This window comes from Bacillus sp. Marseille-Q1617, assembly GCF_903645295.1.
GTDB lineage: Bacteria > Bacillota > Bacilli > Bacillales > Bacillaceae_B > Rossellomorea.
The window spans coordinates 872,168-889,132 of the sequence record NZ_CAHJXM010000001.1; the positions used below are offsets into that span (position 1 = coordinate 872,168).

Here is a 16,965-nt window from a genome sequence, read left to right on the forward strand (position 1 = left end):
TCACTGCGTGAACACGTTAAAGCAGTCTGGGACGGGCATTTCATTTTGCCGGACAAATAAGTATTACAATGTCATTGTGTATTTCTTTAATTCCTCTGTGTCATTGGGCAGGATCACATACCCTTCATGCTTCATCCCGAGCTTTTCAAGAAGTTTGGAAGATGAGTGGTTATCCTTTGTCGTAATCGCCACAATCCGCTTTAATCCGTGCTCCTTCGCAAACTCCAGTGTGCCGCTTGCTGCCTCATATGCATATCCCTGTGATTGATGATCAGAGAGGAACGCAAAACCGATGTCTACATCTTCAAGCCCTTCCCGTTTGATCAATCCGCACAACCCGATCGGAGTATGATTTTCCTTCAATTCGGTCAAGAATAGGCCGAATCCTTCCTTCTCATACATAGCACGCGGGCCTTTTAGAATATAGGTCACTGCATCTTCGAGAGAATGGATCCCTTTGTCACCTATATACTTCATCCATCCAGGCTCATTCAGCAATGCATAAATGAACCCGGCATCCTCTTCCTCCGCCCAGCGGAGAGTGAGCCGGTCTGTTTCAATAACTTTCATAGAGCCACCTCGTTTGCTTTTTCTATCGATATAGTAAATCATTTCTAGCATTAAAGACAGTCCTTTGCAGCGTAAAATTGCGTGAACCATTCTTTCTCGAAGTATAACACTCCCCAGGCAGTGGAGACTATAACGTGAGATCACTTATGTTAGTATGGGGATAGATTAGATAACATAATGGCATTTGATTTGGCCTTACGATAAAAGTCAAAAGTAAAGAAGGGGATATGATGATGCAGGAAAAAAATCAAACGGAAGCCGGCTGGAATTTTGACAATAGCTATGCGGAACTTCCGCAGTCATTTTTTAAAAAACAGATGCCGTCTCCCGTGCGTTCTCCGGAGCTGGTCATCCTTAACGGTTCGCTGGTTGATTCATTGGGACTCGACGCAAAAATCCTTCAAACCGGATCCGGGGTGGAGGTCTTCGCAGGCAACGAGCCTCCGGAGGGTGCCGAGCCTTTGGCACAAGCATATGCAGGTCATCAATTTGGGCATTTCACCATGCTCGGCGACGGACGGGCGATCCTGCTTGGTGAGCAGATCACACCTTCAGGCGAAAGGGTCGATATCCAATTGAAGGGATCTGGACGGACGCCTTATTCACGTGGAGGCGATGGCCGCGCCGGGCTAGGGCCGATGCTCCGCGAGTATATCATCAGTGAAGCGATGCATGCCCTTGGGATCCCGACGACGAGAAGTCTGGCGGTCGTGACGACAGGGGAGTCGATCATCCGTGAAACCGAGCAGACGGGAGCCATCCTATCGCGGGTGGCGGCAAGCCACCTGCGCGTGGGTACGTTTCAATATGCTTCAAAATTCAGCTCTCTTGATGATCTCCGTGCCTTGGCTGATTATGCAATCGAGCGCCATTATCCGGAAGCGGCCCGAACAGAGAACCGCTACCTCGCATTTTTGCAGGGAGTGATCAAGCGGCAGGCTGCACTCATTGCCAAATGGCAGCATGCCGGATTCATCCACGGTGTGATGAACACCGACAATATGACAATCAGCGGGGAAACGATTGACTACGGTCCATGTGCGTTCATGGACACATTTGACCCGGCGACGGTATTCAGTTCCATTGACCGGCAGGGACGATATGCGTATGGAAATCAGCCGCCGATCGCCGGCTGGAACTTGGCCCGATTCGCAGAAACACTGCTCCCGCTGCTGCATGATGAGGATGAGAAATCCCTTCAACTCGCCCAGGATGCCATTTCGGAGTTTCCTAAGTTGTATCATTCCAACTGGCTGAAAGGCATGCGGGCAAAACTTGGAATTTTCAATGAAGAGGAAGAAGATAAGGCTTTAATAGAAGAACTTCTTGGCATGATGCATGAACATGAGGCCGACTATACCAACACATTCCGCTCCTTGACTTTTAACCAGCAGGAAGATTCAGCTTTATTTGCCTCAGAAGAATTTGCTCAGTGGAAAAATCGCTGGGAGGAAAGGCTTGATCGACAGCAAAATTCCAACAAAGATGTCCAGGAATTGATGAAGAACAGCAACCCGGCAGTCATCCCCCGCAACCACCGGGTAGAAGAAGCACTGGAAGCGGCGGTGGAAAGGGGAGATCTCACGGTTATGGAGGGCTTGCTTAAGGTTCTCTCCAATCCCTATGAGCATTCTCCAGAGCAGGAAAAATACTGCGCACCGGCTCCGCCTTCAGAACGGCCATACCGAACGTTCTGCGGCACATGATAATGATAAAGGCCCGTCCCACTAGCGTTGCACGAAAGTAATTAAATTGAATATATTCAATTATTTTACATCTATTTTGAGTTTCTAAATTAAAAAAGGGAAGTAAGGTGTTAACTCAACCTTGTTCCCTTTTTTTTACATATGTATAATGTGCCATTGTTATTTCTTCTTCGTTTTCTTTTCTTTCACCATCACAATCCCAGTATCACCAAAAAACAGATTCTTTTTCCCCAGAGGTTTTTGCACTTTCTGCCTTCCTTTGGATGGTTTCTTCCTTCGGTTTAACTCATTCAAGATTCTGTCTGCCGGTTGGAATAAATAAATCTGTAAGACTCGAAAGAAGTTCCATGCCGTCTTCGTTGAGTTCAGTTGAAGCTTGATTAACAGTGATAGCCCGTATGCGATTAGTGCTAGAAACATGTGATTCCAGATACCTTGCGGTTTGGTACTCCATATCTTTTTCATCTTGAGATGACCCTTTATCCATTTGAAGAAGAGTTCAATCAACCATCGGTTTTTGTAGATTTCGAGGATTTCCACATCCGTTAAATCAAAGCGAGTGGTCAAAATCCGATATACTTGATTCTTTTCATCGACAAACTCAATGTAGCGAACGGGTTCATTTGAAATACCAAAATTAACGGTCTCGTCTTTTAGAACAGACGAGTGAGTTGGTTCTCGTTCTTCCAATGTGTAAAGAACTAAGTTCTTTCCAATACGGGCAACAAAATCAATTTCTTTGTCCAACCAGTCCATCAAGTTTTTCTTCGATCCATACCCTCTATCCATGACATAGGTAGCGTTAGCCTCTTCAATGATGACATCTGAGCTTTCAAAGTCTGTCACATTACCCGTTGAAGGGACGATTTTATCTGGAAACACTGTATTTTTGGAAGTGACAACCAATCGTGTATGCATTTTAACAGCATTATGGCCCTTTGAAATAAAGGCCCAGTCACACATGTTTTCAGGTAACCGAAATTCTGTAGAATCCACGATGTTCAAACGTCCAATCGCATTCGAAATACCGTTTTGCTTCCGAGTGTAGTGACGAACTTTAGCCATTACTTTGATAAAAACACTTTGTACTACCTCGGTAGAAAGATCGTTGATCCGCCGGCTTATTTGAGAGCCACTAATCCCGTTGACATTCAATAGTTTCATTAGATCGGTATACGCTCGGATCTTTTCTTCAATATGAGAATACGAACTCATCTGATCCAGGTGCGCAGCCACACCTATCCTTAATAGGGCTTTTGTAGTCAGCTTCTTTCCATAATCAAGAAGAGGACATTGTAAATCTTCCGTAGGAAGTTGGGATAAACATTGACAAATTAACATTCTTTGACCTATACTTTTACTCATTGCGTGAGCTCCTTTTGTAGAAGATTAGGGAACGTTTAGGTCACTATCTTCTACATTAGGGCTTTTTTTGTTTTTGTAAAGAAATTTTACCATTTTGCGTTATTTTACATATTTTTGAAGTCGTGCAACGCTAGTGGGCCCGTCCCTCGACACGTTAACGCGTTACCAGTTCGAGGGACGGGTCTTTCATTATGTTTCATATTTCAAGTGAAGGGAAGAAAGAGACTAGAAGCAAGTTGACAGGAGGAGTATGAAATGGCTAAGACGATTTTTATCACAGGTGCAGGGAGCGGACTTGGAAGAGGCGCAGCGCTCGGATTGGCAAAGGAAGGACACCGGGTGATCGCGACGACGGAACTCACTTCACAGAAGACAGATCTCATGCGGGAAGCGGAAGATAAAGGGCTGGAGATGGAAGTATTCAAGCTCGACATCACCAATCCGCGCGATCAGGAACAAATCGCAAAATATGATTTCGATGTGTTTGTGGCGAATGCGGCGATCAATGAAGGCGGACCTTTGGCGGAAGTGCCGATGGACCGGTTCCGCGCCCTTTTTGAGGTGAATGTATTCGGGACGCTGGAAACTGCACAGATAGCGGCAAAGAAACTGGTTGAGAAGGGAAGCGGGAAAATCATCTTCATGAGCTCGATGGCGGGGATTTCAGCGACGCCTTATGTCGGCCCGTATACAGCAACAAAGCATGCAGTCGAAGGGATCGCCCAAACGATGAAGTCAGAACTTGAAGAATTCGGGGTGAAAGTGGCAACCATCAACCCGGGAGCCTTTGAGACAGGCTTCAACAAACGAAGCGGAGAGGAAATCTGGAAGTGGTTCGATGATGAAAAGAATTTCACCCGCAGAGAAGACATCGAAAAGCAGCAGGAAGGGCTGAAAGATCAGTTCGATCCTGAGGATATGATTAAAAAGATGATTGAAATCATTCCGGCAGAGAACCATAAATTCCGGACCGTTTATCCTGAAGAAACGGAGAAACAGCTGAAGGAAACACAGAAGGAACGCTGGGAGATGAAGATTTAACCTGATAACGTGATAGACCACATTAAATAGGCTGGGACAGGGGTTTTGTCCCAGCCTATTTTTTAGTCGGTTAACTATTTAAATACGAACATTAAATTATTTTATTTTAAATTAATTCGTGTTTGGGGTTGTTTGCCTCATTTTTCTCTGTTAGACTTGCTTAGTAACTAATTACATATAAATACTCGTATAAATTCAGTGATATGGTCTGAGAGTCTCTACCTGGTTCCCATTGGAAGAACCAGACTACGGGTTGAAGTATCGTTCGGTTATTCGTTTTTTCGAATCGTCGCGAATAGAGATATGCTGTGTGTATGTCCCATGGAAGATACTTTGACTTCACAGGTCTGGAAGGTAGAAATCACTCCTTTTCCAGGCCTTTTCTATTGTCTTTTACGGGTATTACATTCATCAGGAGGGATCAACATGGTAAAAAAACTATCGACATTCATCATCCTGGCTGTTCTGGCAATCGGGGGACTGACAGGATGCAGCACCTCACAAGAGCAAGGGACAGCCGCAGCAAAAGCAAAACAGCCGATCATCGTACAGGGGCCGATGCCGATCGAGGCTGAAAAACTGGCGGAACAATTGGATAAAGTAAAAGAAGAGAAATCAGGCTCTTTTGTCTTTTATAAAGGGAAGCTGGATGGTTATCCGGTGATCATTGCAAAAACAGGGAAAGGCATGGAAAATACGGCAGCTGCAACGGCAGTCGCCATTGAAAAATACAACCCGGCTGCAATCATCAATCAAGGAACGTCAGGCGGGCATGATCCCGACTTACATGTATTTGATATTGTGTTGGGGAAGAGAACGGTGAATGTGGGCTCATTAAAGACAGGCTCTTTAGATGAGAATGAAGGAATCGAACCTAAGAACTGGATCCCAATGGACCTTCTGGCATCTGAAGGAAGTGCCGGTGAAGATCCGGATGCCGAAAACATCCGCTACTTCGAAGGCGATGAAGAACTGCTTGCAGCTGCCAATGCAGTGAAAGATGAATACGAGAAAGGGAAAGTCGTGGAAGGAACGATCGGTTCTGCCGACGTGTGGAATAATGAAGTCGACCGGATCAACTGGTTCCATGAAAAGTACGGCACCTCCGTCGAAGAAATGGAAGGTGCTGCGGGGGCCCAGATTGCCGCAGCTTATGATGTCCCTTACCTTGGAATAAGAGTGTTATCCAACAATAAAGTGAACGGCGGAAAGTATAATCCCGAAACAGCAGAAGCCAACCAGGCCTATGTCTTGGAAGTCCTGAAAGAATACATTAAAAATCAATAAAATGGTGGTCATACACACGGCCCGCCCCTTGCAGATTTAAAGCAGCAAGGGGTGGGCCGTTTTCATATCGAGAGTTTTCGTGTTTAGGAAAGGAAACGATTAGGGAAAGATACATCTATGTGAATCTCCGTGAATTTGGAAGGAAGTCATGAAAGTGAAGAACGATGAAAGGCAAGGAGGAAAAGCAATGAGAGCGATTGTTATCGATCAATATGGTGATAAGGAAGTACTGAATGAAAGGGAGGTGGAGCAGCCGGATATTGGAGACGATCAAGTACTTCTATCCAACCGCGCCACTTCAATCAACCCAATCGATTGGAAGGTACGTCAAGGGTATCTGAAGGAGATGCTCCCGTTTGAATTCCCAATCATTTTAGGCTGGGATTGTGCTGGCGTCGTAGCCAGGAAAGGGAAGAATGTAGAAGGTTTTGAAATCGGAGACAGAGTATTTGCCAGACCCGAGACGACAAACCAAGGGACATATGCCGAGTATGTTGTCGTGGATGAGAACCTGCTCGCCCCTATGCCTGACACGATGAGTTTTGAAGAAGCAGCAGCGATCCCGCTTGCCGGATTGACGGCCTGGCAGTGCCTGGTTGATTTTTCAAGCATAAAAGAGGGGGAGAAGGTCCTCATCCATGCGGGTTCCGGAGGTGTCGGGAATTTTGCCATCCAGATCGCCAAAAGCTTCGGTGCATACGTTGCCACGACGGCGAGCGGCAAGAATGAAGAGTTTGTGAAGTCACTGGGTGCAGACCAGTTCATCAATTACAAAGAAGAAGATTTCAGCGAGGTTCTTAATGACTTTGATATCGTCCTTGATACAATGGGCGGAGAGATCCAGTCGGGCAGCTATAAAGTATTGAAAAAAGGCGGGAAGCTCGTTTCCATCGCCCAGCCTCCCAGTGAGGATGAAGCAAAGGAGTACGGCGTCGAAGCCGGTTTCCTGTGGCTCGAGCCGAAAGGCGAGCAATTGAAGCAGCTTGCAGACCTCTATGAAAAAGGGGAGCTGAAGCCAATCATAGGTGAAACCTTCCCTTTCAATGAACAAGGGTTGAAAGATGCACACGCATTGAGTGAAACCCATCATGCAAAAGGGAAAATTGTCATTAAAGTGATGGAAGGTTAATCTAATATTCAGAAAAGGCTTCGGGGTTCAAATAGAACCCCGAAGCTTTTTTTGTGAGCAAATAGACACAATGTAAATACTTTTACAATTTTTATAATTTAAGAGAAAAAATGTATATATTTAGGATTAAAGTACTATTATAATGTTTGTGGAGAATTAAAATTACCTGGGATTTGGGGGAAGGAAATGAATTTACTTAAATTCATCGTAAACAGAAAGATTTTAGTCGGGCTAATGGTTTTATTAGTATTGGTGATTGGAGGATACTCTGTCTTCAAGCTGGATAAAGAATTGCTGCCGCCCATTCAATTTGATGCAGCTTATGTTGATATCAATGCTGGAGATATGTCTGCCATTGAAGTAGAAAGAACGATTACAAATCCACTAGAACAACAGATTAATGGAATAGAAGGGGTAGAAAAGACAGAGTCAACCACTTACATAGGCAGAAGTTCCATTATGGTGACGTTTGAACGTGGAAAAGGAGATGAACTGTCCAAAGAAGTTGAAGCTTTGGCGAATGCTGCAGCAGCGGATAACACCGCAATCAAAGAAGTGGTGGCGGGGCAGGCTGGTTTGAGCCAAAGTTACGAGTTTTTTATGGATGTGTCAGGGGAGGATATGGGGGAAATCACTGCTTTCTCCCGAGACATTTTAGAGCCGAGGCTGGAAGCACTGCCAGAGGTGAGTGACGTTTTACTATCAGGTATAGAGGAGAAAGAGGTGGCGATTGAATTCAATCGCGATAAAGTATCGGAGCTTGGCATCGATATTTCACAAACTGCTGCTGTGATCAGCGGTGCGGGCGGGGAAGAAACCCTCGGGGAGTTGAGTGGAGAAGCAGATTCACCAACAATACGCTGGAGCACCAAGCTCGAAAATACGGAGGATGTTAAAAACATACTAATCCCAACCTCAACAGGTTTCGTACGTTTGGAAGAGGTTGCGAGTGTTTCGGTTCAGCCGTTAGACACCAGTTCGATCGTTTGGAAAAATGGCACAAAGGACTTTATTTTTATCCAGGTCGGCCGCGTATCGGAAGTGACCCAAATTGAGATGGCAGAAGCAGTGCGGAAAGAAATCCAGGCAATCAGGGACGAGGGGCTCGTAGATGGATTCACTGTGAATGAAGTCGTCTCCCAGGCAGACTATGTAAAGGAATCCCTTGATGGGGTCACCGGGAATATCGTGATCGGGGGCATCATCGCCGTCGTCATCCTGTTCCTGTTTCTTCGTAATCTGCGGGCTACGTTCATCATCGGACTTTCGATTCCGACATCCGTGTTTTTAACATTTGCAACCATGTTCCTGTTTGACTACAGTTTCAATATGTTGACGCTGGTCGGTTTAGGATTGGGAATCGGAATGATGGTGGATTCCTCCATTGTCATCCTTGAATCAATCTATAAAAAGAAAGAGCAGGGAATGGAGAAATTCGAAGCGGTCATTGCAGGAACGAAAGAAGTCGCATCAGCCGTGTTTGCTTCCATGCTCACAACCATTGTCGTTTTTTTACCTATTGGTTTAGTTGGCGGGGAGATGGGTCAATTCATGATCCTGCTGTCAGCGGTCGTCGCAATCACACTCATCAGTTCAGTGGTTGTAGCGTTTACGCTCATCCCGTCCCTTTCCGAAAACTTCTTGAAATTGCGTGAAAAAACGAAGGCACGGAAGGAAGGACGGATCACCGGTCTCTACAGCAGAATGGTTTCCTGGACGGTAAAGAAAAAACGAACCAGTTTTGCTGTCATCGGGCTATTCTTTATGATGTTCGCTGCGTCATTATTTTTAATTACCAAAGTGCCGATGACTATCATGCCGGATATGTTCAACCGCTACGCTGAGCTCATGGTGAAGGTCGAAACAGGGTTATCACTGCAGGAAAAAGAGGATGTAGTGGGTGAAATGACGGATGCCCTTGCCGGGATTCCGGATGTGGAAACAAGCTATGTCCTCGATAATGGCAGTATGCTTTACACGATCATCAACATGACGAAAGGGGACGACATCACAGAGGAACAAGAGAAGGTGAATGAACAAATCTTCAGTTCTCTCCGTGACCTTGAAGAATCGACCCCGATCGAAAATGTGGCTTCTGCGATGAACGGAGGCGGAGGATACCCAGTCCAGGTGAATATTTCAGGTGACGACTTTGAAGGTCTGAGAGAAACGGCGGACAATTTTACAAAAGAGCTTGAGGAAATAGAGGGTATTACAGGAGTGACCACTTCGATCGATCGCACCTCTCTTGAACAAGTGGTTGATGTAAAAGAGGATGAAATTGAAGCTGCCGGCTTAACTCAGTCACAGATCAAACAATTCATCCAGCAAGCATTCCTGGAAGTGCCTGTTGGGGAAATGAGCATTGACAATGATGCTTTTCCGCTGCTGGTAAAATGGAATGAGAAGACGGATATGAATTCGGAACTATTGAATCTGATTGTATCCACTCCGAAGGGAGAAGAGAAGCTTTCGAGTTTCATTGAATTAAGAAGTGTCGATACACCTAACGAAATTTCTCATGCAGACGGGGATCGTTTCATTTCCGTTTTTGCCGATATTAAAGATAAAGATTTAGGTGCCATCAATCGGGAAGTCCAAAAAATGATAAAAGAGTTTAGAGCTCCGGCAGGATACACGGTTGCCGTTGCAGGTGATCTGGAACAACAGCAGGAGCTGATTCAAGAAATGATCTTGGTGCTGGCCATCGCCATTTTCCTTGTGTACTTCGTGATGGCTGTCCAGTTCAATAACCTGTCCCAGCCGATCGTCGTCATGTCGGTCATCCCGATGACCATCACCGGTGTCATCCTGGGTCTATTCATCACCCAGCGTGAACTGAGTGTCATGTCGGGAATGGGGATCGTCATGCTGATCGGGATCGTCCTCAATAATGCGATTCTCCTGATTGACCGGACGAACCAGCTGAGAAAAGAGGGACTTACCGTTGAGGAAGCACTTGTAAGAGCAGGAAAAGACCGGGTACGTCCTATCTTTATGACAACACTGACGACAGCCGGCGGAATGCTTCCATTGGCATTAGCCTCGGGCACTTCAGGGAATTATCAGGCGCCAATGGCCACCGTCATCATTTCTGGCTTGCTCTTTGCCACCTTGATCACCCTGGTGCTGATCCCTTCCGTCTACAAACTGTTCGCTTCCTTGGGAGCTGGATTCAAAAGGGCAGGAAGAAGAAAGAAGAAATACCAAACCAGCACAGCAGAAAAATTGGAAACGCTGAATTAACGTGTGTAGGACTGTTCCTCAGGTACGCTGTGGAACAGTCCTTATTTTATCTGATGGAATGATTCGTTCATGAGGGGAAAAATGTAGATAGGAAATGAGGAAGTTTAGATGAAGGTACAATTATAGTGCTCGTGATATCTTGGCCAAGGGATCACGAGCACTGTTAAGGTATTGATTGATCCAAATACGTTGTCATACCAGTCTCCTTAGAATGTTATTTCATTGGTGGGTGATGCTCTCAATAGTTATTACGGATTAACTTAAAACAAATGGCTGTGAAATCTGGCGCGGCGGTCCAGGATCTCATCGCTGATGCGCTTTGCTTCCGAGTCGGTGCTGTTTAAGAAAAACAATTTGATGACGGCTAACATAAGAATACCTCCTTTATGATTTGAGATTAAAACAAACGGTTTTTGAATTCGGCACGGCGGTCCAGGATCTCATTACGGATGCGCTTTGCTTCCGGGTCGGTGCTGTTTAAGAAAAACAATTTGATGACGGCTAACATAAGAATACCTCCTTTGTGATTTGAGATTAAAACAATCGGTTTTTGAATTCGGCGCGGCGGTCGAGAATCATATCACTGATACGTTTTGCTTCCGGGTCAGAGCTGTTTAAGAAAAACAATTTGATGATGGCTAACATAAGAATTCCTCCTTTGTGATTTGAGATTAAAACAATCGGTTTTTGAATTCGGCGCGGCGGTCGAGAATCGTATCACTGATACGTTTTGCTTCCGGGTCAGAGCTGTTTAAGAAAAACAATTTGATGATGGCTAACATAGGAATTCCTCCTTTATGATTTGAGATTAAAACAAGCGGCTTTTGAATTCGGCGCGGCGGTCAAGGATCAGATCGTGAATCCTTTTTGTTTCATGATCAGAAGTAAAAATGTAACTCAGCAGCACAACTAGCATGATGATTCTCCTTTCTTCAAGTGAGTTTTTGGTGTTTTTTAAATCTTATGCCGGTGGCTCAATAAAAGTGACACCTGTGTCGTTATTATAAACGACATTAGTGTCTTTTAGAACCCTTTTTTTGATTTTTTTTAAAATAAAGGCAAATACCCACTTGGAAGCAGGTTGATTTGCCCTGCGAAGGATAGGTTCGTTACTTGATCAGAACCGGCTGCCAGAACCTTTAGGGAAGGTCCCGTCCCTAAATCGTTGGTTTGGAAGATGCGCGTTTCAACCCGAAGCAGTCACTGCTCCCGCCAGGAAGTCAGGTGTTCCATCCCTGCAGCCAAGCCTAATTTTTAGATTTTTATAAAAAACAACTTGTAAAGAGACACGAGTGTCGATATAATTAGAGTAAGAAAACGACACAGTTGTCTAATTTGTAAAAAGGGGGGTAATAATATGAAGTCAACATCATTAGGAAAGAATAAACACTTCATTACGTTGATGACGGCCCAGGCCATATCGAGTTTGGGGGACTGGCTGAGTATTGTGGCGATCATTACGCTGGTTGGGTTAAAATGGGAAGCGACGCCGATGCAGATGTCGTTCATCATCCTCAGCCTGGCATTGCCGATGGCTCTATTGGGACCGGTTTCCGGGACGTTTGCTGACAGGATGGAACGGAAGACCCTGATGATTGTATCCGATGTGCTCCGAGGGGGACTCATTCTTCTGTTGACGCTTGCTTCAAATGTATGGATGGTGTACGTTTGCCTTTTCCTCATCGGGATCTTCTCTTCCGTGTTTGTTCCGGCGAAGAATGGAAAATTGAAGGAATTGGTTCCGGATGAGGAAATCAAGGGGGCGATGTCCCTTACCTCCATGATTGATTCAAGCACGAAAGTCATCGGTCCGCTGGTAAGCGGAATCCTTGTGACAGCGGTGGGGACCTATAATGTCTTCTATATAGATTCAGCGACGTTTTTCATTTCAGCACTGCTGATTTTATTTTTACCAAAAGCAGTGAAGACGATTGAACCCTCAGTTGAAAATGAAAATAAAGAAAAAGGGACTTCATTCAAAGAGGAATTAAAAGTCGGATTTCAGTTCCTCAAGAAAAGCCCCTTTTTGATGTATGGATTGTTCCTGATGGGTATCAGTCTGCTGATCCTTCAATTATCCGACTCCCAAATCATCATGCTGCTTCGGCAGCTGACGGACGCGTCCCCGGATTTATTTGGTTATACCGTGACGGGATCTGGCGTCGGGATGCTGATCACCGGGATAGTTCTGTCGAAAAAGACGGATTATAACGCGTTCATCTATATGTGCATCGGAGTGCTCGGGATCGGTCTCGGATTTGGAGTGATGGGGATTATGACTTACTATGATGTGGGTCTTTCATTGGTTTGGTTCCCTGCACTCGGATTGTTCGCCGGCGGTACCGCAGCCCTCGTGTTCATACCATTCCAGGCTGCGGTTCAGGAAAAAACGCCTGTGAACATGACGGGACGGGTGTTCGGAGTCATCAACAGCACGACGACGACAGCCACGATCATCGGGCCATTGGCCGGGGGGGCACTTGCCACTTTGATCGGCATCATCCCTTCCTTTATCGTGACGGGTTCGTTATTGATTGTGCTTTTCATTATATCGATTGCCATTCGAAAAAAAGTAGCAGAGGAGGAGCATCATGTCACCGAAAGTCAGCCAGGAACACAAGGAGCAGCGACGTAATCAATTATTGCAGGCTGCAGAGGAAGTCTTCATTGAACAGGGATATGAAAATACCACGATGAAACACGTGATGGATAAAGCCGGGGTGAGCAGAGGCGGCTTGTATCAGTATTTCGATAATAAGGAAGATCTCTTTGAAGCGCTGATCGGGGAACAACAGAAGGAAATCATGGATGATTCCCTGCAGGCGATGATTGAGCAGCAGGGTTCCTGTTGGGAAGCGCTGTTAATGACCTTTTTAGGAGAAGAAAAAAGAGCGACCGATGATATGGATCCGCTGGCACCTTCAAAGCTTGAGTACTTCATAACAGGAAGAAACGAAAAGAGAAGACGGGAGCATGCCAAAAAAAGGTATCATCATGCCTATGGATTCACCGAGAAAATCATCAAAGCAGGCATAGAGGCAGGGGAATTTGCACCCCGGTTTGATCCGGAAGTCATTGCCAGGTACATCATCTCTTATGTTGACGGCTTGGCTGTGGATCATGCGATCGTGGGTTCCGAAAGCATAAAATTGAAAGAACAAACCGAATTACTGATCGAATACCTCAGATGGGGTTTGAATGTGAAGGAGTGATCTTATCAAGGAGAGTTCTTCACCACGCTAAAGGCCCGTCCCTCGCTGCGCTGACGCATCAGCGCGACGGGGGATGGGCCCTGTTTTTTCATTGGTTCTTATGGTATGATGTTGAACTTAAAGACATGCAGCAGATGAGGAGGAGGGAACGCATGAGCAAACCGAAGAAAAAAAGCGGAACGGGTCAAGGGACCGGCAAGAAAGGCTGGAATCGCTGGCAGGCCGGTGCCAATAAGGCAAAGAGCAACAAGCCTTATAAGAGTAAAGGTGTGAAGCACGGGAATAAATCCGCCTCAGATAAATAAATGCGTCACAAAAAGCCGGCTGCAGCCAGCGGTTTTCAAAAGGATTTGCTTTTAGCTTCATTACCTGTTAAGGTTAGGAAGAATTATTTTTGTTCGGTCTGTAAGGAATGAAAGTATTTAAACTTTTCGCCTTTGATATCTAACTTGAGCAACAATAGTAATAACATGTGGGCTTGAATCCACGCAGGAGGAAATAATTATGCAACAAGGTACAGTAAAATGGTTTAACGCAGAAAAAGGTTTCGGATTCATCGAAATCGAAGGTGGAGAAGATGTATTCGTACATTTCTCAGCTATCCAAGGCGAAGGATTTAAATCTTTAGACGAAGGTCAAAAAGTAACGTTTGACACTGAACAAGGTCAACGCGGACTTCAAGCGGCTAACGTAAACAAAGCGTAACAGCTTTAAACGAAGGACTCTCTTTGCGGGGTCCTTTTTTTAATTACAAGAAAGTATAAATTTAATTCGAGAATTGTCCAGCGCCAGCGCCCAGCCCCTCGAGACGTTTCGGTCCGCCCGATGAAGTCAAGGAGCGACTTCACCGGTCGCCCCTCCAACGCTTGTCGGGGCTGAACAAGGCGCTTGCGCTTTTCTTATTGACATTTTACGAAAAAAATTAAAGTGAAGGTGTTGTTATATGAATACAAAACGATTTTCCGATTTCGGGCTCAGCGTGGAAATTACCAGGGCCCTGACGGAATTAGGGTATGAAACTCCGACTGAAGTGCAGTCCAAGGTACTGCCAATTGCGTTGGAAAAGAAAGATCTTGTCGTGAAATCGCAAACCGGAAGCGGAAAGACGGCATCATTCGGGATACCGCTTTGTGAAATGGTGGAGTGGGAAGAGAACAAGCCCCAGGCACTGGTCCTTACGCCTACCCGGGAGCTTGCGGTCCAGGTGAAAGAAGACATCACCAACATAGGAAGATTTAAGCGGATTAAAGCCGCTGCCGTATATGGGAAATCCCCTTTTTACCGTCAAAAGCTTGAACTGAACCAAAAAACGCATGTGGTCGCAGGTACACCCGGCCGTGTCCTTGATCATATCGAAAAAGGGACATTCCCGCTGGACAAGCTGAACTATCTTGTCATCGATGAAGCGGACGAGATGCTCAATATGGGCTTTATCGAACAAGTTGAAGCGATCATAAAGGAACTCCCTGCCGACAGAGTGACATTGACATTCTCAGCCACACTGCCTGAGGACGTCGAATCGCTCTGCCACAACTATATGAAAGACCCCGTGAATATCGAGGTGAAAGCGAAGGGCATCACGACTGATAAAATTGACCACTCTGTCATACAAGTGGAGGAGAAAGATAAGTTTTCACTGCTGACGGATGTGACGACCGTTGAAAATCCGGATAGCTGCATCATTTTTTGCCGGACCAAAGAGAATGTGGATAAGGTCTGTGACGAGTTATTTGATAAAGGATATCCTGTCGATAAGATTCACGGAGGCATGAATCAGGAAGCCCGTTTTGAGGTGATGGATGAGTTTAAACGGGGAGAATTCCGTTATCTGGCCGCAACAGATGTGGCTGCGAGAGGGATTGATGTCGAGCGGATATCACACGTCATCAATTATGATCTTCCGCTTGAAAAAGAAAGCTACGTCCATCGAACCGGAAGAACAGGACGGGCAGGGAACTCTGGAAAAGCGATCACGTTCATCACTCCATATGAAAAGAAATTCCTGGAGGAAATCGAAGCGTATATTGGCTTTACAATCGCTGAAGTTCACCAGCCTTCAAAAGAAGAGGTCGTGATGGCGGCAAGTGCTTTTGAGGAAAAATTGAATCGGATTCCCGACATCAAATCGGATAAAAGCGAACGATTAAACAAAGAAATCATGAAGCTTTATTTCAATGGCGGAAAGAAAAAGAAGCTCAGGGCAGTGGATTTTGTCGGAACCATCGCCAAAATCGAAGGCGTGAACGCAGACGACATCGGCATCATCACCATTCAGGAAAATCTGACCTATGTCGATATCCTTAACGGAAAAGGTCCGCTCGTCCTCCAAGCCATGAAAACCACCAACGTTAAAGGGAAGAAACTAAAAGTCCACGAGGCAAGAAACTAAACAAGGCCCGTCCCGCTGCACAATGACGCGTTAACGCGCCGCGGGACGGGGCTTCTTATTTTTGGCATTCAGGACAGTAGTAAAGTCTCCTGGAAGCAGCTTGTGTTTTTTCGATTTCGGTGCCGCAAATGAAACAGTGTGCACCTTCACGGTTGAAAACCCAGTGACGATAGCCTGAGCGCTTGACTCCTTTAGCCTTCAGTTTCCCTGCAAGCTCAAGATCATTTGTGATTCCTCCTGTCCGGTAAGATTGTTCCATCAATCGGATGATGGCTTCAGCAGCTTTTACAAGTTGTTCTTCACTGCAGTCAATTGGACGGAGAGAGGGATGGATGCCTGCAGAAAATAGAATTTCAGATCTCAAATAATTCCCGATTCCTGCCACGAATGCCTGGTCTAACAGAAGGATCGCCCATCTTCTTCTGAAAAACTTCCTATCTTTTATCCGTTGCAGCAGATCCCGGGGAGTAACCTTTTCACTCAAAATATCAGGGCCGACCTTCGCGATGAAAAGATGAGCGCTGACCTCCTCGTCTCGAAGCACTTCAATATCGGATGAACTGTACAGAAGTGCCGACTTCTTCTCATTATGTAACGCCAATCGCAGCTGTCGATTCGTCTTTGGGTAGTTATACACATTCCTCACATACCATTTTCCGTAAAGCTGGTTATGTGAATAGATGGTGTAGCCATTATCGAAACGAATTAACATGGCTTTCCCTTTGGTGTCTACCCTCGTCACAACAGCACCCTGCAAGATTTCCTCGTAACCCTGCAGTTCGGGAAAAGCAAAATAAACATCCGCCACCTGTTTGTGCTGAAGGGCACGTTCAATTTGATCGGCCGCCCTCCTGATTTCTGGACCTTCAGGCATGAATTCTCCTCCTTTTTAGTATAGATGTTCCCTTATTAAACCCAATGTAATCCCTCAACGCCCGTCCCTCTATGAAGTAACGCATTAACGCACCGAGGGACGGGCCTTTAAGACGTTAAGACGGTAGTTTACACTAGTGGTACAAT

At 45.6% G+C, this 16,965-nt stretch carries 13 protein-coding genes and 1 riboswitch; of the genes, 10 read left to right on the forward strand and 3 right to left on the reverse strand.

The features are described from left to right. Positions 1-63: 63 nt before the first annotated feature. Entirely contained in the window at positions 64-570 is a 507-nt protein-coding gene (locus tag HWX64_RS04370; protein ID WP_175987603.1) for a GNAT family N-acetyltransferase, read from the reverse strand. A gap of 230 nt (positions 571-800) precedes the next feature. Here HWX64_RS04370 and HWX64_RS04375 point away from each other — a divergent pair, with 230 nt between their 5' ends. Next, complete coding sequence (locus HWX64_RS04375; RefSeq protein WP_175987605.1) at positions 801-2,276, forward strand: YdiU family protein; 1,476 nt, start codon at positions 801-803, stop codon at positions 2,274-2,276. 159 nt (positions 2,277-2,435) lie between these two features. Here the strand turns inward: HWX64_RS04375 and HWX64_RS04380 are convergent, their stop codons facing one another. Next, entirely contained in the window at positions 2,436-3,641 is a 1,206-nt protein-coding gene (locus HWX64_RS04380) for an IS4 family transposase (RefSeq protein ID WP_175987607.1), read from the reverse strand. Between the two features lie 255 nt (positions 3,642-3,896). Between HWX64_RS04380 and HWX64_RS04385 the strand changes: the two genes are divergently transcribed. The 9 genes from HWX64_RS04385 to HWX64_RS04425 all read left to right on the forward strand — a co-directional run bounded on the left by HWX64_RS04385 (position 3,897) and on the right by HWX64_RS04425 (position 15,945). Further along, positions 3,897-4,682 carry an SDR family oxidoreductase gene (locus HWX64_RS04385; RefSeq protein WP_175987608.1) on the forward strand — a complete coding sequence of 262 codons (786 nt, stop codon included), beginning with the start codon at positions 3,897-3,899 and terminating at the stop codon, positions 4,680-4,682. 165 nt (positions 4,683-4,847) lie between these two features. After that, positions 4,848-4,951: riboswitch (purine riboswitch) on the forward strand. Positions 4,952-5,108: 157 nt separating this feature from the next. Beyond that, a complete protein-coding gene (locus HWX64_RS04390; RefSeq protein ID WP_175987610.1) occupies positions 5,109-5,969 on the forward strand; it encodes a 5'-methylthioadenosine/S-adenosylhomocysteine nucleosidase in 861 nt (286 codons plus the stop codon). Between the two features lie 187 nt (positions 5,970-6,156). Next, positions 6,157-7,098: an NADP-dependent oxidoreductase gene (locus HWX64_RS04395; protein ID WP_175987612.1), complete on the forward strand. Its 942-nt coding sequence runs from the start codon at positions 6,157-6,159 to the stop codon at positions 7,096-7,098. Positions 7,099-7,284: 186 nt separating this feature from the next. Continuing rightward, positions 7,285-10,344 (forward strand): efflux RND transporter permease subunit, encoded by a 3,060-nt coding sequence (locus HWX64_RS04400; protein ID WP_175987614.1) that lies wholly within the window; start codon positions 7,285-7,287, stop codon positions 10,342-10,344. 1,357 nt (positions 10,345-11,701) lie between these two features. Next, positions 11,702-12,979 (forward strand): MFS transporter, encoded by a 1,278-nt coding sequence (locus tag HWX64_RS04405; RefSeq protein WP_175987616.1) that lies wholly within the window; start codon positions 11,702-11,704, stop codon positions 12,977-12,979. Beyond that, on the forward strand, positions 12,936-13,556 hold the full coding sequence (locus tag HWX64_RS04410) for a TetR/AcrR family transcriptional regulator (protein ID WP_175987618.1): 621 nt from the start codon (positions 12,936-12,938) through the stop codon (positions 13,554-13,556). The genes HWX64_RS04405 and HWX64_RS04410 overlap by 44 nt, the downstream gene beginning before the upstream one ends. A 152-nt stretch (positions 13,557-13,708) precedes the next feature. Continuing rightward, positions 13,709-13,861, forward strand: a complete 153-nt coding sequence (locus HWX64_RS04415) for a DUF3934 family protein (RefSeq protein WP_175987620.1) — start codon at positions 13,709-13,711, stop codon at positions 13,859-13,861. 199 nt (positions 13,862-14,060) lie between these two features. Then, a complete protein-coding gene (locus HWX64_RS04420) occupies positions 14,061-14,261 on the forward strand; it encodes a cold-shock protein (protein ID WP_032086164.1) in 201 nt (66 codons plus the stop codon). Positions 14,262-14,499: 238 nt separating this feature from the next. Continuing rightward, positions 14,500-15,945 (forward strand): DEAD/DEAH box helicase, encoded by a 1,446-nt coding sequence (locus HWX64_RS04425; protein WP_175987622.1) that lies wholly within the window; start codon positions 14,500-14,502, stop codon positions 15,943-15,945. Between the two features lie 55 nt (positions 15,946-16,000). Here HWX64_RS04425 and nei read toward each other — a convergent pair whose 3' ends face one another. Further along, positions 16,001-16,819: an endonuclease VIII gene (gene nei, locus HWX64_RS04430; RefSeq protein ID WP_175987624.1), complete on the reverse strand. Its 819-nt coding sequence runs from the start codon at positions 16,817-16,819 to the stop codon at positions 16,001-16,003. Between the last annotated feature and the right edge of the window lie 146 nt (positions 16,820-16,965).